Raw genomic sequence first — 22,637 nt, 5'->3', positions numbered from 1 at the left:
GTTGTGGACCACCGAAACCCCGCCGAACTGCGGAAACCGTACACGGGTGAACCCCTGAGACGCTCCTCCCTCGCGGCCCATCCGATGACGCAGTTCGACCTGTGGTTCGACGAGGCCTACGCGTCGGGCCTGGGCGAGCCCAACGCCATGGTCCTGGCCTCCGTCGAGCCCACGGGGATGCCCCGCGCCCGGACCGTGCTGCTGAAGGGCTACGACAGGACCGGGCTGCGCTTCTTCACCAACTACACGTCCAGGAAGGCCCGGGCGCTGGACGCGGACCCCCGCGCCAGCGTCCTCTTCCCCTGGCACGCCATCCGCCGGCAGGTCCTGGTGGCCGGACGGGTCGAGCGGCTCTCCGACGCGGAGAACGACCTCTACTTCGCCTCCCGGCCGCGCGGCTCGCAGCTCGGGGCCTGGGCCAGCGAGCGCCAGTCCCGGCCGGTGGAGGGCCGCGCCGAGCTCGACCGGCTGTACCGGGGCTTCGAGACCGTGTGGCCCGAGGACGAGGAGATCCCCAGACCCTCCTACTGGGGCGGTTTCCGGCTGCTCCCCGAGGAGGTCGAGTTCTGGCAGGGCGGCGCCGACCGCATGCACGACCGGTTCCGCTACCTGCGCGGTGACGGGGACGACTGGGAGATCGACCGGCTGTCCCCCTGACGCCCGCAGGGGAGCGGGGGCCCTCCGCGCGGCCCTCCGCCCTCCGTGATCCCGGTCGCCCCGGGGTGCGTCCGGGCCACTGTGGGTCACCGCCGGACGTTTCGCAAGAGTCTGTCGGGCATCCGTCCGAAGCCGAACGGCCCGGGAAGCCCGGGACCAGCGACTCCGGCGTCCGGGGGCGTGCGTCGCCCCCCGCTGTCCACATTGTGGGACGCCGGAGAAATCCGGCTCCGCCGAGGCGCGATATGCTTGCCGTATCGGTGGTCGCTCCCGCGGTCCTGCGGACGCCCCGGTCCCCACTCGGCCCCTGGGAATCACCTGGTCCCGGCCTGTGTTGTGAGAGACCTGCCGTGCCCGCCGCGACCGCGCGTCGGGCGCAGAGCCTTGGGAGGGGAGACTTGACCGCACACGGGCTGATCGACACCACGGAGATGTACCTCCGGACGGTTTTCGAGCTCGAGGAGGAGGGCATCGTCCCGCTTCGGGCACGTATCGCCGAGCGCCTGCACCAGAGCGGACCCACGGTCAGCCAGACCGTGGCCCGTATGGAGCGCGACGGCCTGCTGCGGGTCGAGAACGACAGGCACCTCGTCATGACGGCCGAGGGCCGTCGCCTGGCCACGCACGTCATGCGCAAGCACCGGCTCGCCGAGCGCCTGCTCGTCGACGTCATCGGGCTGCCCTGGGAGGACGTGCACATCGAGGCCTGCCGCTGGGAGCACGTGATCTCCGAGGCGGTGGAGGAGCGTCTGGTGACGCTGCTCAACGCCCCCTCGGTGTGCCCTCACGGCAACCCGATCCCCGGGTTGGACGAGCTCGGCCTGGAGGACTACTCGCCCGAGCCCTTCACCGACGACTCCATCGTTCCGATGATCGACGTCGCGGGCAACAGCGAGACCACCGTGACCGTACGGCGCATCAGTGAGCAGATCCAGTCGGACGCCGACATCATGCTCACCTTGCGCGAATCCGGGGTACAACCCGGGCAGGAAGTGGTGCTGCGGGCCTCTGACGAGGGCGTACACGTGATCGGGGGCGAATCCGAGGGCTCCTACCTCTCCGAGGTCGTCGCCGGACACATTTTCGTCGCCAAGCCGTGAACCACGCGAACACGTTGATTGGTTGCTCATCGGGATTGTCACATTGCGCTGCGGGAACGTTGACGGTGTTGCTACGCTCGCTCCAAGGTGCGGTCGTTCGGGGTACCCGGAGCGGGCATGTATGCAGCTCATGACGGCGAGGTGGCGGCTAGATGACACGGTGGGGTGAGCCCTTCCGGGAGAGCGACGCGCTGGCCACGGCCGCCGTGGTGGACAAGGCGCAGATCGCCATCGTCGTCATCGACAGGTCCAGCCTTCTGCGCTACTGGAACCCCTTCGCCCGCGAACTCTTCGGGTTCGTCGGCGGCCGGGACTACGTCGGCCTCTCCCTCCTCGACATCGGTATCCACGAGTCCGACCGCGAACACGCCTCCGAGCTGGCCCGCCGCGTCCTGCGCGGCGAACCCTGGGAGGGCACGTTCGCGGTGCTCAAGGGCGACTCCACGTGGATCCACGTGCGCGCCCAGGCGGTGCCCATGCGCGACGAGTCCGGTGAGATCGACGGCATCACCCTCATCGCCCGCGAAGCCCTGCGCAGCGGCCGGGTGGAGGAGCAGTACGGCCTGCTCGAACGCATCGGCAGCCGCCTCGCCGGCTCCCTGGAGTTCGACTCCACGGTGAAGGGCGTCGCCGGCATCCTGGTGCCGCAGTTCGCCGACCACTGCTTCATCGACCTCTACGACCACGACCGGTTGGTCAGACAGGTGTCGGTGCACGCCGAGGGGTGGACACCGCCGCCCCGTACCTGGTTCGAGGTCGGCGACGAGGTCCGCTACCCCGAACGCCACTTCGTCACCCAGGCGCTGCGGCGCCTGGAGACGATCGTCAGCAGCGACTACCTGTTCGAGAACTCCCCCAGCAGCCGCTCCGACGCGGTCTCCCGGCAGGTGGGCGTCACCTCCGCCATCGCCGCCCCCCTGCGGGCGCGGGGCGAGGTCCTCGGAGTACTCACCCTGGCGCTGTCCGGGCTCTCCCCCCGGCAGAAGAGCACCTACGGCGGGTTCGACCGCGACCTCGTCGGCGCCATCGCCTCCCGGGTGGCCCTGAGCATCGACAACGCGCGCCTGTTCGAGGAGGAGCGCAGCACCGCGCTCGCCTTCCAGCGGAGCCTCCTCCCGCACCACTTCCCGCACCTGGACGGGCTGACCATCGCCCACCGCTACCAGCCCGCCGGGCCGCTCCAGGCGCACGGGTACGGTGTGCAGACCCAGGTCGGCGGCGACTTCTACGACGCCATCCCGCTCTCCGCCGGACGCGTCGGACTGGTCATCGGCGACGTGGAGGGCCGCGGGCCGCACGCCGCCGCGGTCATGGGGCAGCTGCGCGCCGCCCTGCGCGCCTTCGCCCAGGCCGACCGCGAACCCGCGGACATCCTCCGCGAGCTCGACGAGTGGGTCCGCCAGCTCGGCCAGCCCGAGGAGGAGGGCGAGGACGGCGGCCACTGGATCCCCAGCGTCAGCTGCCTCTACATGGTCTACGACGCGTGGTCGCGCGAGCTGTCCTACGCCAACGCCGGGCACGCCACCCCGCTGCTGGTCACCTCCGACTCGGTCGACAAGCTCGACCTGGCGGTCGCCGACCGCATGCTGGGCGTGCGCGCCAAGGGCGGGTCGGCCGAGGACATCGTCTACCACCAGGCCGAACTGCGGCTCCCGCTCGGAGCGACCCTGGTCATGTACACCGACGGGCTCGTGGACCGGCGGCCGGTCGGCGGCACGCCCGACCCCGAGCGCGCACTGGCCAAGCTCGCCGAGCGGGTCGCCGAGGTCGCCGACAAGGACGTGGACGAGATCGCCGAGGCGGCCGTGCACAGCGTCCCCGGCGAGCTGGACGACGACACCGCGCTGCTGGTCGTGCGCACCCACTCCGACGAGCTGGCACTGCGCGAGGGCTGGTTCCCGTCGGAGGCCTCCACCGTGGGCGAGGCACGCCATCTGGCGGCCAACACCTTCAAGGAGTGGGGGATGGACCGCGACCAGTCCGAGCTGGCCTGCCTGCTGGTCTCGGAGATCGTCACCAACGTCGTCATCCACGCGACCCCGCACCCCGTGCACCGCGAGTTCACGGGCAACGGGGTCCTGGACTCGGAGACGCCGCTGGGCGGCGGGTCGATGCCGGACGAGTTCGACGAGGACTGGACGGACCTTCTGGAGGAGGCGGCCGAGGAGGGCGACGAGCCCGTCGAGGACCCCGCCGACAAGGAGTTCCTGCTCCGGCTGCGGCGCGGCGCCTCCGCCGTGTGGGTCGAGGTCTTCGACCACGACCTGCGCCTGCCCCGCATCCGCAGCGCCGCCGCCGACGACGAGGGCGGGCGCGGCCTCTACCTGGTGGAGCAGCTGGCCAGCCGCTGGGGTTCGCGGCCGACGCCGGACGGCAAGGCGGTCTGGTTCGAGATGCCGATGCACGGTACGGACGAGGAGAAGCCGGAGGAGTGATCCCCCCTGGGGGTCACGGCCGGTGACGCCGCTGCGCCAGACGGTTTCGTGACGTAGAAGACCTGGATATCCCACTGGTCCAGTAGGTAATTTGTGGTGATCACGTCCCCCTCAGGAGCCACGATGACCCCCAGCCCCCGCCCGTTCCGCCGTGTCCTGGCCTGCGCCGCCGGAGCGGCCGTCCTCGCCGCCACCGCCTGTGCGCCCGCGGAGGAGGCGGCCGAACCGGAAGCAGGCGCCGCCGCCGAGTGCGCACCGGGCGACCTCCCCACCCTGACCGGGGGGACGCTCACCATCGGCACCGACAGTCCCGCCTACCCGCCGTGGTTCGTCGACGACGACCCCGCGAACGGCGAGGGCTTCGAGTCCGCCGTGGCGTACGCCGTCGCCGACCGGCTCGGCTACCCCGCGGACCGGGTCGAGTGGACCGTCGTCACGTTCAACAACGCGATCCAGCCCGGGCCCAAGGCCTACGACTTCGACGTCAACCAGTTCTCCGTCACCGAGGAGCGCCGGTCGGCCGTCGACTTCTCCGCCCCCTACTACGACGTGCGCCAGGCGGTCGTCGCCCTGTCCGGCGGGGAGGCCGCCGGAGCGGAGTCGCTGGCGGACCTCAGGGACCTGACGATCGGGGCCCAGGTCGGCACCACCAGCTACGAGGCACTGGTGGAGAGCGTCGATCCCGACCAGGAGCCCCTGGTGTTCAACAACAACGACGACGCCAAGCAGGCGCTGGAGAACGGCCAGGTCGACGCCGTCGTCCTCGACCTGCCCACCGCCTTCTACGTCACGTCGGCCGAACTGGAGGACGCCGCCATCGTCGGCCAGCTCCCGCAGTCGGACGCGGAGGCCGAGCAGTTCGGCCTCGTGCTCGACCTGGACTCGCCGCTCACGGACTGCGTCAGCGCCGCCGTGGACGCACTCCGCGAGGAGGGCGTCCTGGCCGACCTCGAACAGGAGTGGCTGGCCGAGGCCGCCGACGCGCCCGAGCTGTCGTGAGGGGCGACGCCCCCGCGTACGCCCCCAGCCCCCTGGAGGTCGAGCGGACCGCCCTCCGGCGCCGCCAGGGGGTGAGGTCGGTGCTGGTCGGCGCGGTGTCCACAGCGCTGCTCGGCGCCGTCCTCGTGACGGTGGTCGTCGGATCGCCGGGCTGGGAACGGGTGCGCGAGACCTTCTTCGACGCCTCCGTGGCCCGCGAGGCGCTTCCCGCCATCCTCACGGGTCTGTGGCTCAACGTGCGCGTGCTGGTGTTCTGCGCGCTGGGCGCCCTGGTGCTGGGGCTGGTCGTCGCGGTCATGCGCACCCTGCGGGGCCCCGTCTTCTTCCCGCTGCGCGCCCTGGCGGCCTCCTACACCTACGGCTTCCGGGGCGCCCCGCTGATCATCGTGCTGTACCTGATGACCTTCGGGGTGCCCGGGCTGCGGCTGGAGGGCACCCCGAGCGTGCTGGTGCTCGGCGGGATCGCCCTGGTGATCACGTACGGCGCCTACATCGCCGAGGTGTTCCGGGCCGGGATCGAGTCGGTGCACCCCAGCCAGATCGCGGCGGCCCGCTCCCTGGGCCTGACCTACGCGCAGAGCATGCGGTGGGTGGTCCTGCCGCAGGCGGTGCGGCGGGTCTCCCCGCCGCTGCTCAACGACATGGTCGCGCTGCAGAAGGACGTCGGGCTGATCTCTCTGGCGGGTCCGATCGACGCGATCCGGGCGGCGCAGATCGCCACCGCGCAGACCTACAACTTCACCCCGTACATCGTCGCGGGCGTGCTCTTCGTCCTGATGGCGATCCCGTTGGTGGCCGTCACCGACTGGGTGACGGTCCGGGCGGCACGCCGCCAGTCCGCGGAGGGCGGCCGATGAGCGAGCTGGAACGGTTGGCCCACCTGTCGGCGGCGGGCGACGGCGCCGTGCCGGTGCTGCGCCTCCGGGGGGTGCGCAAGGAGTTCCGGGGCACCGCCGTGCTGGACGGTCTCGATCTGGACGTTCCCGAACACGGCGTGGTGGTGCTGATCGGCGCGTCCGGCTCGGGGAAGTCCACCCTGCTGCGGTGCGCCAACCTCCTGGAGCCGATCGACGACGGGTCCATCCACCTGGACGGCGAGCACATCACCGATCCGAGGGTGAACCCGGACCGTGTGCGGCGCCGGATCGGGATGGTGTTCCAGTCCTTCAACCTGTTCCCGCACATGAGCGTGCTGGACAACGTCACCCTGGCGCCCCGCCGCGTGCACCGCCGAGAACGTGCCGAGGCCGCGGAGCGCGCCCGCGAGCTGTTGGACCGGGTCGGGCTGGCGGCCAAGGCCGACGAGTACCCGGACCGGCTCTCCGGCGGCCAGCAGCAGAGGGCGGCGATCGTGCGGGCCCTGGTGAACTCGCCGCGCCTGCTCCTGCTGGACGAGATCACGTCGGCCCTGGACCCGGAGCTGGTGGGCGAGGTCCTCGACCTGGTGCGGGGGCTGCGGGAGGACGGGATGACGATGCTGCTGGCGACCCACGAGATGGGCTTCGCGCGGCAGGTCGCCGACACCGTGTGCTTCCTGGAGGGCGGCCGGATCCTGGAGCAGGGGCCGCCCGGCCAGGTGCTCGGGGACCCGGAGCAGCCGAGGACCCGCCGGTTCCTCCAGCGGATCATCGACGCCGGGAGGCTGTGAGGGGCGGGGCGTCCGGCCCCGCCGTCGGGGCCGGGCGGCGGTCCCTGACAGCGGGACCGGGCGGCGAACGCCCGGCGAACACGAGGATGTCCGCCCTGCCCTCCTTGTCGTGGCGGAACCTTGCGGTTAATTTGTCCGACGACAACAGAAAAAGGATGTACCGGTTACCGAACAGAATTGTGGAGGGCGTTGATGGAAGACGCAGAAATGGTTCCCCGTACCAGTTCTGCCCGCGCGAGAATCGCCGCGTTCGCCAGGAGGGGCGTGGGTCCCCGTTCCCCACGCGGCCCGGCGGCGCACCGGGAAGCCGCTCCGGCGCAGCGGACCCGAACCGCGCGAGGGCTGCGCCGCCGCGTACCGCGACTGGCCGTCCGCTCCCTCGTCGGAGCCGTCGCGCTGGTGATCGCGCTCCCGGCCTACGCTTTCGCGGAACCGCCCCCGGCGCTTCCGGCGAGTTATGCGGAGGCCGACGGAAAATGGCAGCCGGCCTTCGACTACGACACGGACGGCTGCTATTCGTCCCCCGCCATCGGTTCCGACGGGACCATCGCCGAGGGGCTGAAGACCTCCGGCGCCCTCAACGGCAACTGCCGTGACCGGTCCGACCTCGACAACACGAACTCGTACTCCCGCTCCAAGTGCGACGCGAGCGGGTGGTGCGCGTACATGTACGCGCTCTACTTCGAGAAGGACCAGACCGTCCACGGCTGCTGCGGCCACCGGCACGACCTCGAACACGTCGTGGTGTGGGTGCTCGACGACGAGGCGCGCTACGTCTCGGCGTCCGCGCACGGCGACTACGACACCAGACCCGCCTCCGAGGTGCTGTGGGAGGGCACCCACCCGAAGATCGTCTACCACAAGGACGGGGCGTCCACCCACGCCTTCCGGTTCGCGGCCGGGCACGACGACCCTCCGGAGAACCACTACGGCGTGTGGCAGTACCCGGCCCTGGTGAGCTGGGACAACTACCCTCCGGGCATCCGGGACGCGTTCACTTCCGCCGACTACGGGAGCGCGCAGCTCGACCTCAGGGACGGCTCGTTCCCGGGGGCTCTGGACAAGGCGAAGCCCGACGGCATCGAGTTCGACCCCTACGCGTAGGCGCCGCCGCGACGCCCGTTCCGCCCGCTCCGGGGCGGGCGGGCGACGTGCGCGTCCGGGGTCCTACCTCCAGGACCAGGCCCACAGCAGCAGGCAGACGAAGATGAAGAAGACCACGATCCCGCTGGTCGCCCACGGGATGTGGATCCTGGGCCGGAGCCTGCGCACGCCGATCACGAGCAGCACGACCAGCAGGCCCATGACGATGAGGCCGTCCCACGCACCGCTCATGACTGCTCCGACCCTTCCCGGGGGTTGTCGGGTCACAGGCCGAGGCCGCGTCCCACGATCTCCTTCATGATCTCGGTGGTGCCACCGTAGATCGTCTGGACGCGGGTGTCCTGCCAGGCCCGTGCCACGGGGTATTCCATCATGTACCCGTACCCGCCGTGAAGCTGGAGGCACCGGTCCACGGCCCTGTTGCACATCTCGGTGGTCCACCACTTGGCCATGGCGGCGTCCTCGACGGTCAGCTCACCCCGGTTGAGCAGCTGGATGCCCCGGTCCACGTAGGCGCGGGCGATGTCCACCTCGGTGGCGATCTCGGCCAACACAAAACGGCTGTTCTGGAAGCGCCCAATCGACCGACCGAAGGCGGTGCGCTCCCGGCAGTACGCGACGGTGTGCTGGAGCACCGCGTCCGCGGAGGCGACCGCGCAGGTGGCGATGGACAGCCGCTCCTGAGGCAGGTTCTCCATCAGGTGGATGAAGCCCTGACCCTCCGTGCCGATCAGGTTCCCGACGGGCACGCGCACGTCGTCGAAGAACAGCTCGGCGGTGTCCTGCGCCTTCATGCCGATCTTGTCCAGGTTCCGGCCCCGCTCGAAACCGGGTGTGCCCCGCTCGACCGCGATGAGGGAGAAGCCCTGCGCCCCGGCCCCGGGGTCGGTCCGGCAGACCACGATGACCAGGTCGGCGTTGATGCCGTTGGTGATGAAGGTCTTGGAGCCGTTGACCACGAACTCGTCGCCGTCGCGGACGGCCGACGTCGTGATGCCCTGGAGGTCGCTGCCGGTGCCGGGCTCCGTCATGGCGATGGCGGTGATCAGCTCGCCGGCGGCGAAGCCGGGCAGCCAGCGGCGCTTCTGCTCGTCGTCGGTCAGCCTGACCATGTACGGGGCCATGACGTCGTTCTGGAGGGTCACGCCCAGGCCGCTGGCGTGGGCCCGGCAGATCTCCTCGTTGACGATGGCGTTGTACCGGTAGTCGTCGAGGCCGGTGCCGCCGAACTCCTCGGGCACGCCGTGTCCGAGGAGGCCGACCTCGCCCGCCCTGGTCCACACCTCGCGTGGGACGATCCCGTCCTTCTCCCACTGCGCGTGGAAGGGAGCGACCTCGCGCTTGAGGAACTCGGCCACCGATTCGCGGAAGAGGTCGTGGTCGGCGTCGAAGAGTTCCCGCTTCATGCTCTGCTCCGGACGTGTCGGGGATCACTGGATGACGCCACAGTAACCGAACCATATTCGGTTTTGAAGGGAAGGCTCCAAGCCACGGCAAAGTTCCCGTCCCGGCGGGCGGTTTTCCGCGCCCCGGAGCCTCCGGGTTCCTACTGTGGCCGCAGCGAGGCCGCGAGCCGTGCGCGGCCGGACACGGGGGAGAGCCGATGGCGCTGCATGAGGCCGACCACCGGGACCGCAGAGAGCACCGGGGCGGCAGGATCGCGGTGATCATGACCGCCCTGATGCTCACCGTCCTCCTGGCGGCTCTGGACCAGACGATCGTCTCCACCGCGCTGCCGACGATCGTGTCCGAGCTCGGAGGGCTCAACCACCTGTCGTGGGTGATCACCGCCTACCTGCTCGCCGTCACCGCCGTGACGCCTCTGTGGGGCAAGCTCGGCGACCAGTTCGGCCGCAAGCAGCTCTTCCTGCTGTGCATCGGGATCTTCCTGGTCGGCTCCGCCCTGTGCGGCCTCGCCCAGGACATGCTCCAGCTCATCGTCTTCCGGGCGGTGCAGGGGCTCGGCGGGGGCGGACTGATGGTGCTCGCCTCCGCGATCATCGGCGACGTCGTCTCCCCCCGCGAGCGCGGGAAGTACCAGGGGCTGTTCGGCGCCGTCTTCGGCATCTCCAGCGTGGCGGGACCCCTGCTCGGCGGACTGTTCGTCGACCACCTGTCCTGGCGCTGGGTGTTCTACGTGAACCTCCCGCTGGGGGTCGTCGCGTTCGCCACCGTGCTGGCCGTCCTGCCCGCCAGCGCGGCGACCGGCCGCCGCCGGGTCGACTACGCCGGAATCCTCCTGCTGGCCGCGACCGCCGTGTGCCTCACCCTGGTGGCGGCCTGGGGCGGCAGCGTCTACCCGTGGGCCTCCCCGCAGGTCGTGGGGCTCGCCGTCGCGGGCGCCGTGCTCGGGGTCGGGTGGTGGCTGACGGCGCGGAGGGCCCCCGACCCGGTCATGCCGCTCAGCCTGTTCCGCAACCCGACCATCGTGGTCGCCATGGCCATCGGGTTCTGCGTGGGCTTCGCGATGATGGGGTCGATGGCGTTCCTGCCGCTGTTCCTCCAGATCGTGCACGGCCTGTCCCCCACGGCCTCCGGCCTGCACCTGCTGCCGATGGTGCTGGGCATGTTCCTCACCTCGATCACCAGCGGCCGTCTCGTCACCCGCACCGGCCACTACAAGCTCTATCCCGTGGCGGGCATGGCGGTCACCTCGGTCGGGCTCCTCCTCCTCTCGCGCCTGGGACCGGACAGCTCACTGTGGGAGATGGGGTTCTACTTCTTCGTCCTGGGGTTCGGCCTCGGTCTGGTGATGCAGGTGGTGGTCGTGGTCGTCCAGAACGCGGCGGCCTACGCGGACCTCGGCGTGGCCACGTCCTCGGCGACGTTCTTCCGGTCGATCGGAGGGTCGTTCGGCACGGCCGTGTTCGGCGCGGTGTTCTCCGGGCAGCTGGCCTCCAACCTGGCGGCCCGCGCGGGGGAGATCCGACTGCCGCCGGGGGTCGACCCGTCCTCCCTGGAGAGCGACCCGCGCAGCCTGGACCGGCTCCCCCCGGACGCCCAGGCCTCGTTCCTCCAGGCCTACGCCGACTCCGTGGACACCGTGTTCCTGTGCGCGGTGCCGGTGGCGGTGGCGGGGTTCGTGCTCGCGCTGTTCCTCCGGCAGGTCCCCCTGCGCACCACCATCGGCACGCCCGACCTGGACGAGTCCATGCCGCCCGTCGCGGCGGGGAGCCGCAGCCCGATGGAGCACGTCGAACGCGAGGTGTACCGGGCCTGCGGCAGGGAGGGCGCGGACGAGATGTACGAACGCCTGCGAGAAGCCGCCGGCCTGGAGATCTCCCCGCGGGCCTGCTGGGCGCTCAGCCACCTGGGCGTGACCGGACCGCTCACCCCCGCGGAGCTGGCGGAGATGTCCGGCCTGGGCGAGGAGCACTGGGAGGGCGTGCACCAGGAGCTCGTGGAGGCGGGATACCTGACGGGCGAGGAGGGGCCCTGGGAGCTCAACTGGCGGGGGGTCGACGCGGCGCACACGGTGTTCGACGCCCAGCGCGTCGCCCTGCGCTCGCTGCTGGCCGACTACGCGCCGGAGGAGCACCCCGAGGTGGTCGCCGCCCTGGAGCGGATGACCACGGACACCCTCGGCGACGAGGGCGACGCCTCACGCCTCGGCGAGGGCGCCCACAGGCTGTAGCCGCCTGCGGTCCGGGGAGCGACCGGCGGCGGCGCCTCCCGGACCTGCGCGGGCGACGTTTCCGCGGGGTCGGGGGCTTGCCGGATCCAGGAAACCGAATACAGTTCGGTTATCGTCACCCACGCTCTTGGAGGACCCCGTGGCCGAGGCATACATCGTCGGCGCAGTTCGCACCCCCGTCGGTACCAGGAAGGGCGCCCTCGCGGCCGTGCACCCCGCGGACCTCGGTGCGCACGTGCTCAGGGAACTCGTCGGTCGCACCGGAGTGGACCCGGCCGCCGTCGAGGACGTCATCATGGGCGTGGTCAGCCAGGCGGGCCCGCAGGCCCTCGACCTGGCCCGCACCGCGTGGCTGTCCGCCGGCCTCCCCGAGAGCGTCCCCGGCGTCACCATCGACCGCCAGTGCGGGTCCTCGCAGCAGTCCATCCACTTCGCCGCGCAGGGCGTCATGTCCGGCACCCAGGACCTGGTGGTGGCCGCCGGGGTCGAGAACATGGGCATGGTCCCCATGGGCGCCAACGTCCAGTTCGCCCTCGACAACGATCTGCCCCTGTACGGCGAGGGCTGGACCGAGCGCTACGGCCTCCAGGAGATCTCCCAGTTCCGCGGCGCCCAGCTCATGTGCGAGAAGTGGGGCTACAAGCGCGAACAGCTGGAGGAGTTCGCCCTGGAGAGCCACCGGCGCGCCGCCGCGGCGCAGGAGGACGGCCGCTTCGACGACCAGATCGCTCCCATCGCCGGGGTGGGCCGGGACGAGGGCATCCGCGCCGACACCACCCTGGAGAGGATGGCCGGCCTCAAGCCGCTGCGGGAGGGCTGGGAGCTCACCGCCGCCGTCGCGAGCCAGATCTCCGTGGGCGCGGGCGCCCTGCTCATCGCCTCCGAGCGCGCGGTCGAGCAGCACGGACTGACCCCGCTGGCCCGCATCGTCCAGCTCTCCCTGGTCGGCGACGACCCCGTGTACATGCTCACCGCCCCCATCCCCGCGACCAGGATCGCCCTCGCGAAGGCCGGCCTGAGCATCGACGACATCGACGTCACCGAGATCAACGAGGCGTTCGCCCCCGTGCCGCTGTCGTGGATCGACGAACTGGGCGCCGACCCGGCCAGGGTCAACCCCAACGGCGGCGCGATCGCCCTCGGCCACCCCCTGGGGGCGACCGGCGCGATCCTGATGACCAAGCTGGTCAACGAGCTGCACCGCACGGGAGGCCGCTACGGCCTCCAGACCATGTGCGAGGGCGGCGGGCAGGCCAACGTCACCGTCATCGAGCGCGTCTGACCGTGCGGACCGGAGCCGCGAGCCCGGCGACGGGCACGCGGCTCCGCATCCGGCCTGCCCGGCGCCGCGGCTGCGGGCCGACCGCACCTCAGCGGGTCAGGGCGGGGCCTCCGACGCCGTTCTCCAGCCCGAGCCAGGCGGCCATCTCCGCCAACTGCTCGACCAGCTCGGGCACGGTCTCCGGGGGAGCCCCGTCCTCCAACGTGATCTGCTGTGCCAGGAGCGTCCCCGACGCCCGGTCCGCCTTGAGGTCCACCCGGGCGACCAGGTCCTCGCCCAACAGGAACGGCAGCACGTAGTAGCCGTGCACCCGTTTGGCGGCGGGCACGTAGATCTCCAGCCGGTAGCGGAACCCGAACAGCTCCTCCGCGCGGTCGCGCGTCCACACCAGGGAGTCGAACGGGCTGAGCAGCGCCCGCGCCGACATCGAACGCGGCACCCGGGCGTCCCGGTGCAGGTAGGCGGGACGGTCCCAGCCCTCCACCCGCACGGGGACCAGCTCGCCGGAGTCCACCAGGTCGGCCACGGCGGGCCTGGACTCGGCGGACTTCAGGCGGAAGTAGTCGCGCAGGCACGGCTCCGTGGCGATCCCGTGCGTACGGGCCGCGATGGACACCAGCGCGCGGTGCTCCTCCTCGGGAGCGGTCGGCGGAGCGGCGTGCACCTCCGGCGGAAGCACGCGCTCGGGCAGGTCGTAGAGGCGTTCGAACTGGGAGTTGCGCCCGTTGGAGGTCAGGTCGCCGACCCAGAACAGGTACTCCAGGCACTTCTTGACCTCGGACCAGTTCCACCCCCAGTGGTTCTTGGCGCGCGGCACGTCGTGCGCGAGCGCGGCCTCCACGCCGCGGGCGGTGGCGGGGCCGATCCGTGCGACCTCCTCCAGGACCGCCTTCAGGAGTTCGGGGCGCTCCTCCCGGATGCCGTTCATCCAGCCGACCCGGGTCTGGGCGCGGTTGCGGTCCATCCGGTGGCGCATGAGCTGCCGCGTGGACGGCGGCACCAGGCTGGCCTCGTGCGCCCAGCACTCCACCAGGCGCGCGGCCCCCGCCCCCGCCGCCGTGGTGGCGGCCCGGTCCAGCAGGGCGGTGTCGTAGGCGCCCAGGCGGGCGAACACCGGCAGGTACTGGCTGCGGGCCAGGACGTTCACGCTGTCGATCTGGAGGATTCCCACCCGGCGCACGACCCGGGCCAGGTGGGCCAGGGTCGGTCTCCCCTGGGGCCGGGGGTCGGCGAAGCCCTGGGCGGCGAGCGCGATCCTGCGCGCCTGGGAGAGGGACAGGTCCGCGTCGCGGCGGGGATGCGGTTCAGCCATGCCGCCACGGTAGACCCGGGTGACGACAGTCCGCACCGGCCGGGAGCGGCGGAGAGGCCGCGTGCCGGGGCACGGGGGCCGCGCGGCGGAGGGCGGCACCGGAGTGGTGCGGCGCTTCCCGCGGTGAGCCGACCGGCGGTCGTCCCGGCGGCCCCGGGCCCGGGGCGCAGCTCGGTCAGCCCCTGCGCCGGTGCGGGTTCTCCTCCTCCGAGGGGCCCGACGCGGTCGGGGAGAGCAGCGTGCCGGGCAGCGACGGGCCCCGCCCCCTTTTCGTCGCCCAGTCGTGTGGCCTGCATCACAGCTCTCCTGGGGGTGTGCCCGCTGACACGCGGCATGACGACTCGCTGTGGCCGGGCGGGGCGGATTCGGGGAAAAACCTTTGGCCCAATGCGAACCCGGCGGGGTGCCCGGCCGTCCCAACAGAGCGCGACACGAACGACCGAGCGAGTGCTGGGAGTCGCACACGCCCCGGTGCGGAGGACGGCCGCACCGGGGCGCCTTCTGTTCCTGCCCGCCCAACTGGGCTTTTCCCCTCCGTCCACAGGCTCCGGCGAACAGCGGTGCCGCCTTCATGGCCTAGCCTTCTGCTGTGCGTATCGCGACATGGAATGTGAACAGTGCCAGGGCCAGGGTCGAGCGGATCGGCGCCTGGTTGGACCGGAGCGACGTCGACGTCCTCGCCATCCAGGAGACCAAGGCCAGGGACGACCAGTTCCCGGCCTCCGTCTTCACCGACCGCGGCTACGAGGTCGCCCACCACGGGCTCTCCCAGTGGAACGGGGTCGCGATCGCCTCCCGCGTCGGCCTGGAGGACGTGCGGATCGGCTTTCCCGGCCAGCCCGGATACGGCGACCCCGAGGAGCCCGAGGCGCGCGCCATCGCGGCGACGTGCGCGGGCGTCCAGGTGTGGAGCCTGTACGTGCCCAACGGGCGCGAGGTCGACCACCCCCACTACGCCTACAAGCTGCGCTGGCTGAAGGCGCTGCGCGAGGCGGGCGCCGCACGCCTCGCGGAGGACCCCGACGCCCAGATCGCCTACGTGGGCGACTTCAACATCGCCCCGCAGGACGACGACGTGTGGGACATGGCCGCCTTCGAGGGCAGCACCCACGTCACCGGGCCCGAGCGGGCCGCGTTCGAGGAGCTCGTCGGCGCGGGGTTCCGCGAGGTCGTCCGGGAACACACCCCGGGCCCCGGCGTCTACACGTACTGGGACTACAAGGGGCTGGCCTTCCCCAAGCGCAAGGGCATGCGCATCGACTTCGTCCTCGCCTCCCCGGCGCTCGGCGCCCGCGTGAGCGGCGCGGGCATCGACCGCGAGGAGCGCAAGGGCAAGGGGGCCTCGGACCACGCACCGGTCATCGTGGGGCTCGACGGGAACGACGGAGCGGCCGTCGCCAAGGTGAAGGAGGCCGGGGCATGAGCGCCGGGAACAGAGCGGGCACCACGGACCACGGGGGCGCCCCCGGAGGCGCGCCGCGCGTCGCCGTCTTCGGCAGCGTCAACATGGACCTGGTCGCCTACGTGGACGAGGTCCCCGCCAGCGGTGAGACCGTGACGGGCACGGCCTTCCGCCAGGTGCCCGGCGGCAAGGGCGCCAACCAGGCGGTGGCCGCCGCGCGGGCGGGGGCCGACGTGGCCTTCCTCGGCGCGGTGGGCGGGGACGCCTTCGGCGACGAGCTGCGGGCCAACCTGACGGCCGCGGGCATCGCGGTGTCCGGGCTGCGCACGGTCCCCGGGGTGTCGGGCGTCGCCCACATCGTCGTGGACGGCAAGGGCGGCAACTCGATCATCGTCGTCCCCGGTGCCAACGGCGAGGTCACCGGTGTGGTCGACGGCGACGCGGCGCTCATCGAGGGGAGCGACGCCCTGCTGCTGCAGCTCGAACTGCCGATGGAGGCCGTGGTCTCCGCGGCGCGGACCGGCCGCGGACTCGGCGTGCCGGTCTACCTGACCCCGGCGCCCGCGCGCGACCTGCCCGCAGAACTGCTGGAGTCGGTGGACGTCCTGGTCCCCAACCAGCACGAGGCCGCCGCGATCACCGGCCGCACGGATCCGCACGAGGCGCTGGCCGCCCTGTTGGAGCTGGTTCCGGAGGTGCTGCTGACCCTGGGCGAGGACGGCTCCCTGCACGGCCGCCGGGGCGGCGAGGCGGTGGCGTCGCCCGCACGCCGGGTGACGGCGGTGGACACCACGGCCGCGGGGGACACCTTCTGCGGGTCGTTCGCGGTGGCGAGGGCCGAGGGCCGGTCGCCCTCGCAGGCGATGGAGTTCGCCGCGGCCGCGGCGTCGCTCTCGGTCCAGCGCCACGGCGCCAGCTCGTCCATGCCCTCCCGCGAGGAGGTCGAGGCGCTGCTCGGCGGCGCCTGAGGCAGGTCCCCGCCGGCGGCGCACGGGTTCCGGGGGACGGCCCCGGGACCCCTTCGGCGCCCTCTCCGTCCGCGCGGTCCGGGGCACGCGCCCGTCAGGGCGCGTGCCCGATCTGCTGGAGGAACGGGAGGGGGTCCTGGTTCTGGAGGCGGACCTCCAGCACGATGTCGACGGTGTCGCCGACCAGCCGACCGCCCCACGGGACCTCGCCCCCGTCGCCCACTCCGAAGTCCGAGAGGCGGATCCGGGTGGTGGCGGAGAAGAAGTGCCCGTACGTGTCGTCGGGGGACACGTAGTCGGGGGACTCGCCCACCCACTGGGCGTCGAGGCCGACCGGGCGGGTCGTCCCGTGGACGGTCAGGTCGCCGAAGAGCCGGAAGGAGTGCCGGCCGCGGCGGCTCGGCTCCGTCCCGGTGGACACGAAGCGGAGCTCGGGGTGGTGGTCCACGTCCAGGAAGTCGGCCGAGCGCAGGTGGGCGTCGCGCGCTCCGACGCCGGTGTTGACGCTGGCGGCGTCGAGGACGACCTCCACCCTGGAGTCGGCGGGGTTCTCCGTGACGAGCACCTGCCCGTACGCCCTCCCGAACGTGCCCTGGACCCGGCCGAAGCGCAGGTAGTGGGCGACGAAGATCAGGCTGGAGTGGAGCGGGTCCAGGTACCAGGTACCCGGCCCGGGGCCGGCCTCGTGGGTGGATGTCATGGCCATTTTCTCCCTATTTGTCCGATCTGTGGCTTTTGTCCACACACCATAGGTCTGACGTCCACCCGGAACGTGAAGTTCTGCTGTGACCAGCCACGAGACATTCGACTCGGTTGTCGGCGGAGGGCGTGTCCCCGCTGACAGGGGCACGTCACCCCACTCCGATCTCTCGGACAGGGCGCGGGACCGCACCCGGCCGCCCGGGCTCCCGGCTGCGGTCGACGCCGAAGGGGGCCGGGGCGGTCGTCGCCCCGGCCCCCTTCGGGATCGGTGATCGTGCTGCGCTCGCCGGACCGGTGGGGTCCGCCGCCGCTACATGTACTCGGGAGCCTCCACGCCCAGCAGGTCCAGACCCTGCACCAGGACCCGGAACGCCACCGACACCAGGGCCAGGCGCGACTCGCGCTCGGCCTCGGTCGGCGCGGTGAGCACCGGGCAGTGCTCGTAGAACGAGGTGAGCGACTGCGCCAGCTCGAACAGGTACGTGGACAGGCGGTGCGGCTGGAGCAGGTCGCCGACCTGCTCCACCACGGCCCCGAACTCCAGGAGCTTGAGCGCGAGCTCGCGCTCCGCGCCCTCGGAGACGGTGATCGCGCCCTGGGGAGACGACAGGTCCAGTCCGCCCTTGCGGAAGATGGACCGGATCCGCGCCTGCGCGTACTGGAGGTAGGGGCCGGTGTTCCCGGTCAGGGCCAGCATCCGGTCGAAGTCGAACGTGTACTCGGTGTCGTGCGAGACCGACAGGTCCGCGTACTTCACCGCGCCGATGCCGACCTTGCGGGCGATCTCCGCCTGCTCCTCCGCCCCGAGGTCGGGGCGGTTCTCCGCGACGACGGCGGCGGCACGCTCGACGGCCTCGTCCAGCAGCGCCACCAGGCGGACGGGCGCGCCGCTGCGGGTCCGCAGGATCTTGCCGTCGCTGCCGAGCACGTTGCCGATCTGCACGTGGGTGACCTCGACGCCGTCCGGCAGCCACCCCGCCTTGCGGGCGGTCGCCCACACCATCTTGAAGTGCATGGCCTGGGGGGCGCCGACCACGTACAGGATGCGGTCGGCCTTGAGGTCGTCCACGCGGTACCGGACGGTCGCGAGGTCGGTCGTGGCGTAGCCGTAGCCGCCGTCGCTCTTGCGGATGATCAGGGGGACGGGCTTGTCCTCGCGGCCCGTGAAGCCCTCCAGGAACACGCAGAGCGCGCCGTCGCTGACCTCGGCGATGCCCTTGGCCTCCAGCTCGTCGCACACGCCGGCGAGCATGGCGTTGTAGCCGCTCTCACCGGCGAGGTCGCCGTCGGTGAGGGTCACGCCGAGCTTCGCGTACACCTTGTTGAAGTAGACCTTGGACAGCCCGACGAGCTTGTTCCACAGGCGCAGGGTCTCCTCGTCGCCGCCCTGGAGGGACACGACGCGGCGACGCGCGCGGGCGGCGAACTCGTCCGAGCCCGGCCCGGACGAGTCGAACTTCGTGCGGGCCGCCTGGTAGAAGGCGTTGGGGTCGGTGGTGAGCAGGTCCGCCTCGGGGGAGTTCTCGCCGACCTCCAGCAGGTGCTCGATGAGCATGCCGAAGGGGGTTCCCCAGTCACCGATGTGGTTCTGCCGGATGACGTTGTGGCCCAGGAACTCCAGGGTGCGGGCGAGCGAGTCGCCGACCACGGTCGTGCGCAGGTGCCCGACGTGCATCTCCTTGGCCACGTTGGGCGCGGAGTAGTCGAGGGGGATGTTGAGGCGGTCCTGCACCGGGACGCCCAGGCGCGGGTCGTCGAGGAGCAGGCGGGTCTGGCCGGCGATCCAGTCCTCGCGCAGCGTCAGGTTGATGAAGCCCGGCCCGCTGACCTCGACGTCGCGGCAGACGTCGGCCACGTCGAGGTGCTCCATGATCGCCGCGGAGACCTCGCGCGGCTTTCGGCCCAGGCGCTTGGCGAGTGCGAGGGCGGCGTTCGCCTGGTAGTCGGCGAACTGGGACGGGCGGATGACGGGGTCGGTGTCGGCGAACTCGGGGCCGAAGGCGGCGCCGAGGGCGGACTGGACCCGTCGCGAGAGTACTTCCTGCGGGTCGGCCATGCCCCTAAGCGTACCGACCGGCGCCCCCTGTCCCCGCCCCTTCCGGGGTGACGCCCCGGACAGCCCGGTGCGGGGACCCGGGCGGACGCTCGCGGGGCCGGAGTACGGCGGGGCCGGGGAACCGCAGGGGCGTGGGCCGGTCCGGCGCCGACGGGCGACGGCGGCCCGTTCCGGGGACCGCGCCCGCTCAGCGACCCTCGGGTGCGGGAGGGAGGGCTCCGGGCGCGGACGCGGGCGGGGCGTCCGACTGGGCCAGGCGGTGGAGCCAGGTGGGGGGCCGGTGGTGCACTCTGCGGCGTATCTGGTCGCCGATACGGCCCCCGGCCAGGTCGTGCGCCAGCTGGCAGGCGCGGGCGACGCCCTTGGCGCGGCTGTCGCCGTGGGCGATGACGACGGTCCCGTTGAGGCCGAGGAGGGCGGCGCCGCCGTAGGTCTCGCTGTCGAGCCGTTCGCGCAGGCCGCGGAGGGCCTTGCGCTGGAGGAAGGCCCCGGCCTTGGCGGCGGTGGTGGAGGTGAGCGCCTCGCGGACGAGGTCCATGGCGAAGGCGGCGGTCCCCTCCACGGACTTCAGGGCGACGTTGCCGGTGTGGCCGTCGGTGACGACCACGTCGACCTTGCGGGCGAGGAGGTCGTGGCCCTCGATGTTGCCGCGGAAGTCCATGGCCTGGGAGCCCTCGGACGTCGCGGACAGCAGTTCGGTGGCCCTGCGCACGAGCTTGTTGCCCTTGCCGGGCTCGGAGCCGATGGTCAGGAGGCCCACGCGCGGGCGGCGTACGCCGAAGGCGGTCTGGGCGTAGGCGCAGCCGAGGTGGGCGAACTGGACGAGCATCTCCGGCTTGGCGTCGGCGTTGGCCCCGGCGTCCACCATGATCGTCGGGGTCTCGCCGGTGGGAAGTGTCACGGCGAGGGCGGGGCGGAGCACCCCGGGCTGGGTGCGCAGCCGGACGGTGGAGGTCGCGACGATGCCGCCGGTGGACCCGGCGGAGACGAGGGCGTCGGCGTCGCCGCGGCGGATGAGGCGGCAGGAGACGGCCGCGCTGGACCGGGGGCGGCGCCAGCTCGCGAGGGCGCCCTCGTGCATCGCGAGGTTGTCCTCGGCGTGGACGACGGGGATGTCCCGCAGGGCCCCCTCCTCGGCGAGGAGGGAGGCGATCTCGGTGCGCCGGCCCACGAGGAGGACGCGCAGTCCGAGTTCGCGGACGGCGATGACGGCGCCCTTCACGATCTCGGAGGGCGCGTTGTCACCGCCCATGGCGTCCACGGCGATGATCGGTGGCGACGCCCGGGGAGGGGCGGGTGCTTCCGCGTCGGATGTACCAGTCAACTCGGTGCTTCCCTCACGGCTCGTGGTGGGCGTTCCGCACTGTGTACGCGCAGTTCCCGGTGTTCCGGTGGCATCAGAAGGCACGATTCGGCCAGGTCCGCGCGAGGGTGTGGTGCCACGCTACCGGTTCGCGCCGCGGGCGATCCCGTAAGGCCCGTTCGTGCACTCATGCGAGGATACTTCCCGTATGTCCAGGTCAGGGCTGGACTTGCAGTGAGATGGGTACAAAAGCCCTACTCGGGGTATATCCGCTCGCTGGCTCGGGGCCTCATCACGCTCCGGGTACGCACGACAACCACAGTGAATTCCCGTTTCGGAGGTCGACCGGTGTACCCGAACACCGGAGCCGCCGGATCAGGGCTGCCCGATTCGACCCCGGGCGGCCCTGCACACACAGGAGAGGAGAAGCGTGAGCGTTACGCCAGACGTGGCACAGTCCCCGTCCGCCGGACGTCGGTTTCGTGCCTACACGACGAAACACCTCGACGAGCTCACCGCGCGAGCCGGTCTCGCAGCTGACGAGCGGCTCGCGGTGCAGGCGGTGGCCACGGTGCTGCCGTTCCGCGTCAACAGCTACGTCGTGGACGAGCTGATCGACTGGGATGCCGCTCCGGACGATCCGATCTACCGACTGGTCTTCCCGCAGGCCGACATGCTGCCCCCCGGTGACGTGTCCAGGATCTCCGATCTGCTGCGCTCTGGTGCCCAGCGCAAGGAGCTCAACGACGCGGCCAACCAGATCCGGGCGAGCCTGAACCCGCACCCGGCGGGCCAGATGGACCTCAACGTGCCGAAGCTGGCCAACGAGGAGCCCATCCCCGGTGTCCAGCACAAGTACAAGGAGACCGTGCTCTTCTTCCCCAAACAGGGGCAGACCTGTCACGCGTACTGCACGTACTGCTTCCGCTGGGCCCAGTTCGTCGGCGACGCGGACCTGAAGTTCGCGTCGAGCGAGATCGACCAGATGGTCGAGTACGTCCGCTCGCATCCCGAGATCACCAGCGTGCTGTTCACCGGTGGCGACCCGATGATCATGGGTGAGGGGGTGATCTCCCGGTACATCGAGCCGCTGCTGGAGATCGAGCACCTGGAGGCCATCCGCATCGGTACGAAGGCGCTGGCCTACTGGCCGCAGCGCTTCACCACCGACCCGGACGCCGACGACACGCTCCGCCTGTTCGAGAAGGTGGTCGAGTCGGGCAAGAACCTCGCGTTCATGGCCCACTTCTCGCACCCCAACGAGATGCGGCCCCCGCTGGTCCAGGAAGCGGTCCGCCGCATCCGCTCGACCGGAGCGGTCATCCGCACACAGGCGCCGCTGATCCGCACGATCAACGACGACCCGGCCGTGTGGGAGAGCATGTGGCGCACCCACCTGCGTCACGGGATGGTCCCGTACTACATGTTCGTGGAGCGCGACACCGGTCCGCAGGACTACTTCGCGGTCCCCCTCGCCGAGGCCTACGAGATCTTCCGCGGCGCCTACACGAAGGTGTCCGGGCTGGCCCGCACGGTCCGCGGACCGTCGATGTCGGCGACGCCCGGCAAGGTCTGCGTGGACGGCGTGACGGAGGTGGCGGGGGAGAAGGTCTTCGTCCTGCACTTCATCCAGGCCCGCGACCCGGAGCTGGTCGGCCGTCCCTTCTTCGCCAAGTACGACGAGAAGGCGGCGTGGCTGTTCGACCTCAAGCCCGCCCTCGGCGCCACCCACTTCCCGTGGGAGGCCGCACCGGCCGGCGGGGGCAACGGCCTGGTGGACCCCACCCGCCTGTAGACCCGCCCGCGGGAGGCGCCCGTCCGCGGGGCAGTGGCCCGAGTACAGGGCATTGACGTGTCCGCGGAGGCGCCGGAAGGCCGGCCGCGTCCCGTCCCAGGGGAATTGGAGCGTCCCTGGGGCGGGCCGCGCCGCCGGTCCCGGCGCCCGGACGTCACGGAGCCCGGCACCACACCGTGGTGCCGGGCTCCGTGTGCGTCCGCGCCGTGGACGGTCAGGCCGACCCGTGAACCGGGGCGG

18 protein-coding genes are annotated in these 22,637 nt (G+C 71.7%); 12 read left to right on the top strand and 6 right to left on the bottom strand.

Annotated elements, in window-relative coordinates; genetic code table 11:
• Positions 1 to 3: 3 nt before the first annotated feature.
• The 7 genes from pdxH (at position 4) to Q8791_RS05050 (ending at position 7,943) form a co-directional block, all read left to right on the top strand.
• Positions 4 to 657 (top strand): pyridoxamine 5'-phosphate oxidase, encoded by a 654-nt coding sequence (pdxH, locus tag Q8791_RS05080; RefSeq protein WP_330090386.1) that lies wholly within the window; start codon positions 4 to 6, stop codon positions 655 to 657.
• Between the two features lie 398 nt (positions 658 to 1,055).
• Positions 1,056 to 1,757 (top strand): metal-dependent transcriptional regulator, encoded by a 702-nt coding sequence (locus tag Q8791_RS05075; RefSeq protein ID WP_330090385.1) that lies wholly within the window; start codon positions 1,056 to 1,058, stop codon positions 1,755 to 1,757.
• A 152-nt stretch (positions 1,758 to 1,909) separates the two neighbouring features.
• Positions 1,910 to 4,192: a SpoIIE family protein phosphatase gene (locus Q8791_RS05070; protein WP_330090384.1), complete on the top strand. Its 2,283-nt coding sequence runs from the start codon at positions 1,910 to 1,912 to the stop codon at positions 4,190 to 4,192.
• Between the two features lie 123 nt (positions 4,193 to 4,315).
• Positions 4,316 to 5,191 (top strand): ABC transporter substrate-binding protein, encoded by an 876-nt coding sequence (locus Q8791_RS05065; RefSeq protein ID WP_330090383.1) that lies wholly within the window; start codon positions 4,316 to 4,318, stop codon positions 5,189 to 5,191.
• On the top strand, positions 5,188 to 6,048 hold the full coding sequence (locus Q8791_RS05060; protein WP_330090382.1) for an amino acid ABC transporter permease: 861 nt from the start codon (positions 5,188 to 5,190) through the stop codon (positions 6,046 to 6,048). Before Q8791_RS05065 ends, Q8791_RS05060 begins: the two co-directional genes overlap by 4 nt.
• Complete coding sequence (locus Q8791_RS05055) at positions 6,045 to 6,839, top strand: amino acid ABC transporter ATP-binding protein (protein WP_330090381.1); 795 nt, start codon at positions 6,045 to 6,047, stop codon at positions 6,837 to 6,839. Before Q8791_RS05060 ends, Q8791_RS05055 begins: the two co-directional genes overlap by 4 nt.
• 264 nt (positions 6,840 to 7,103) lie before the next feature.
• Positions 7,104 to 7,943: an NPP1 family protein gene (locus Q8791_RS05050; protein WP_330090380.1), complete on the top strand. Its 840-nt coding sequence runs from the start codon at positions 7,104 to 7,106 to the stop codon at positions 7,941 to 7,943.
• Between the two features lie 63 nt (positions 7,944 to 8,006).
• Here Q8791_RS05050 and Q8791_RS05045 read toward each other — a convergent pair whose 3' ends face one another.
• Together Q8791_RS05045 and Q8791_RS05040 are read right to left on the bottom strand one after the other, a co-directional pair.
• A complete protein-coding gene (locus Q8791_RS05045) occupies positions 8,007 to 8,174 on the bottom strand; it encodes a hypothetical protein (RefSeq protein WP_330090379.1) in 168 nt (55 codons plus the stop codon).
• 32 nt (positions 8,175 to 8,206) lie between these two features.
• Entirely contained in the window at positions 8,207 to 9,349 is a 1,143-nt protein-coding gene (locus Q8791_RS05040; protein ID WP_330090378.1) for an acyl-CoA dehydrogenase family protein, read from the bottom strand.
• A gap of 197 nt (positions 9,350 to 9,546) precedes the next feature.
• Here Q8791_RS05040 and Q8791_RS05035 point away from each other — a divergent pair, with 197 nt between their 5' ends.
• Both Q8791_RS05035 and Q8791_RS05030 read left to right on the top strand, forming a co-directional pair.
• Positions 9,547 to 11,577, top strand: coding sequence for an MDR family MFS transporter (locus tag Q8791_RS05035; RefSeq protein ID WP_330090377.1), 2,031 nt, complete (start codon positions 9,547 to 9,549; stop codon positions 11,575 to 11,577).
• 139 nt (positions 11,578 to 11,716) lie between these two features.
• Positions 11,717 to 12,859 (top strand): acetyl-CoA C-acetyltransferase, encoded by a 1,143-nt coding sequence (locus Q8791_RS05030; RefSeq protein WP_330090376.1) that lies wholly within the window; start codon positions 11,717 to 11,719, stop codon positions 12,857 to 12,859.
• 88 nt (positions 12,860 to 12,947) lie between these two features.
• Here Q8791_RS05030 and Q8791_RS05025 read toward each other — a convergent pair whose 3' ends face one another.
• On the bottom strand, positions 12,948 to 14,171 hold the full coding sequence (locus Q8791_RS05025) for a winged helix-turn-helix domain-containing protein (protein ID WP_330090375.1): 1,224 nt from the start codon (positions 14,169 to 14,171) through the stop codon (positions 12,948 to 12,950).
• Positions 14,172 to 14,760: 589 nt separating this feature from the next.
• Between Q8791_RS05025 and Q8791_RS05020 the strand changes: the two genes are divergently transcribed.
• Together Q8791_RS05020 and rbsK are read left to right on the top strand one after the other, a co-directional pair.
• Complete coding sequence (locus tag Q8791_RS05020; RefSeq protein WP_330090374.1) at positions 14,761 to 15,594, top strand: exodeoxyribonuclease III; 834 nt, start codon at positions 14,761 to 14,763, stop codon at positions 15,592 to 15,594.
• A complete protein-coding gene (gene rbsK / locus Q8791_RS05015; RefSeq protein ID WP_330090373.1) occupies positions 15,591 to 16,541 on the top strand; it encodes a ribokinase in 951 nt (316 codons plus the stop codon). Before Q8791_RS05020 ends, rbsK begins: the two co-directional genes overlap by 4 nt.
• A gap of 94 nt (positions 16,542 to 16,635) precedes the next feature.
• On the opposite strand, the gene Q8791_RS05010 is transcribed toward rbsK, so the two are convergent.
• The 3 genes from Q8791_RS05010 to plsX all read right to left on the bottom strand — a co-directional run bounded on the left by Q8791_RS05010 (position 16,636) and on the right by plsX (position 20,623).
• Complete coding sequence (locus tag Q8791_RS05010) at positions 16,636 to 17,241, bottom strand: YceI family protein (protein ID WP_330090372.1); 606 nt, start codon at positions 17,239 to 17,241, stop codon at positions 16,636 to 16,638.
• A gap of 312 nt (positions 17,242 to 17,553) precedes the next feature.
• Complete coding sequence (argS, locus tag Q8791_RS05005) at positions 17,554 to 19,299, bottom strand: arginine--tRNA ligase (protein WP_330090371.1); 1,746 nt, start codon at positions 19,297 to 19,299, stop codon at positions 17,554 to 17,556.
• 187 nt (positions 19,300 to 19,486) lie between these two features.
• Complete coding sequence (plsX, locus tag Q8791_RS05000) at positions 19,487 to 20,623, bottom strand: phosphate acyltransferase PlsX (RefSeq protein WP_330090370.1); 1,137 nt, start codon at positions 20,621 to 20,623, stop codon at positions 19,487 to 19,489.
• 427 nt (positions 20,624 to 21,050) lie between these two features.
• Here plsX and Q8791_RS04995 point away from each other — a divergent pair, with 427 nt between their 5' ends.
• Entirely contained in the window at positions 21,051 to 22,397 is a 1,347-nt protein-coding gene (locus tag Q8791_RS04995) for a KamA family radical SAM protein (RefSeq protein ID WP_407941959.1), read from the top strand.
• Positions 22,398 to 22,637 lie beyond the last annotated feature (240 nt).

This window comes from Nocardiopsis codii (assembly GCF_036327455.1).
Classification (GTDB): Bacteria; Actinomycetota; Actinomycetes; order Streptosporangiales; family Streptosporangiaceae; genus Nocardiopsis; species Nocardiopsis codii.
The sequence above is the reverse complement of the archived record's forward strand: the minus strand, read 5'-3'. Positions and strand labels throughout refer to the sequence as shown.

Coding starts and splice junctions, on each gene's coding strand:
- argS (WP_330090371.1), bottom strand. CDS start 19,299: ATGGCCGACCCGCAGGAAGTACTCTCGCGACGGGTCCAGTCCGCCCTC.
- Q8791_RS05010 (WP_330090372.1), bottom strand. CDS start 17,241: ATGACATCCACCCACGAGGCCGGCCCCGGGCCGGGTACCTGGTACCTG.
- rbsK (WP_330090373.1), top strand. CDS start 15,591: ATGAGCGCCGGGAACAGAGCGGGCACCACGGACCACGGGGGCGCCCCC.
- Q8791_RS05045 (WP_330090379.1), bottom strand. CDS start 8,174: ATGAGCGGTGCGTGGGACGGCCTCATCGTCATGGGCCTGCTGGTCGTG.
- Q8791_RS05035 (WP_330090377.1), top strand. CDS start 9,547: ATGGCGCTGCATGAGGCCGACCACCGGGACCGCAGAGAGCACCGGGGC.
- Q8791_RS05040 (WP_330090378.1), bottom strand. CDS start 9,349: ATGAAGCGGGAACTCTTCGACGCCGACCACGACCTCTTCCGCGAATCG.
- Q8791_RS05025 (WP_330090375.1), bottom strand. CDS start 14,171: ATGGCTGAACCGCATCCCCGCCGCGACGCGGACCTGTCCCTCTCCCAG.
- Q8791_RS05055 (WP_330090381.1), top strand. CDS start 6,045: ATGAGCGAGCTGGAACGGTTGGCCCACCTGTCGGCGGCGGGCGACGGC.
- Q8791_RS05065 (WP_330090383.1), top strand. CDS start 4,316: ATGACCCCCAGCCCCCGCCCGTTCCGCCGTGTCCTGGCCTGCGCCGCC.
- Q8791_RS05070 (WP_330090384.1), top strand. CDS start 1,910: ATGACACGGTGGGGTGAGCCCTTCCGGGAGAGCGACGCGCTGGCCACG.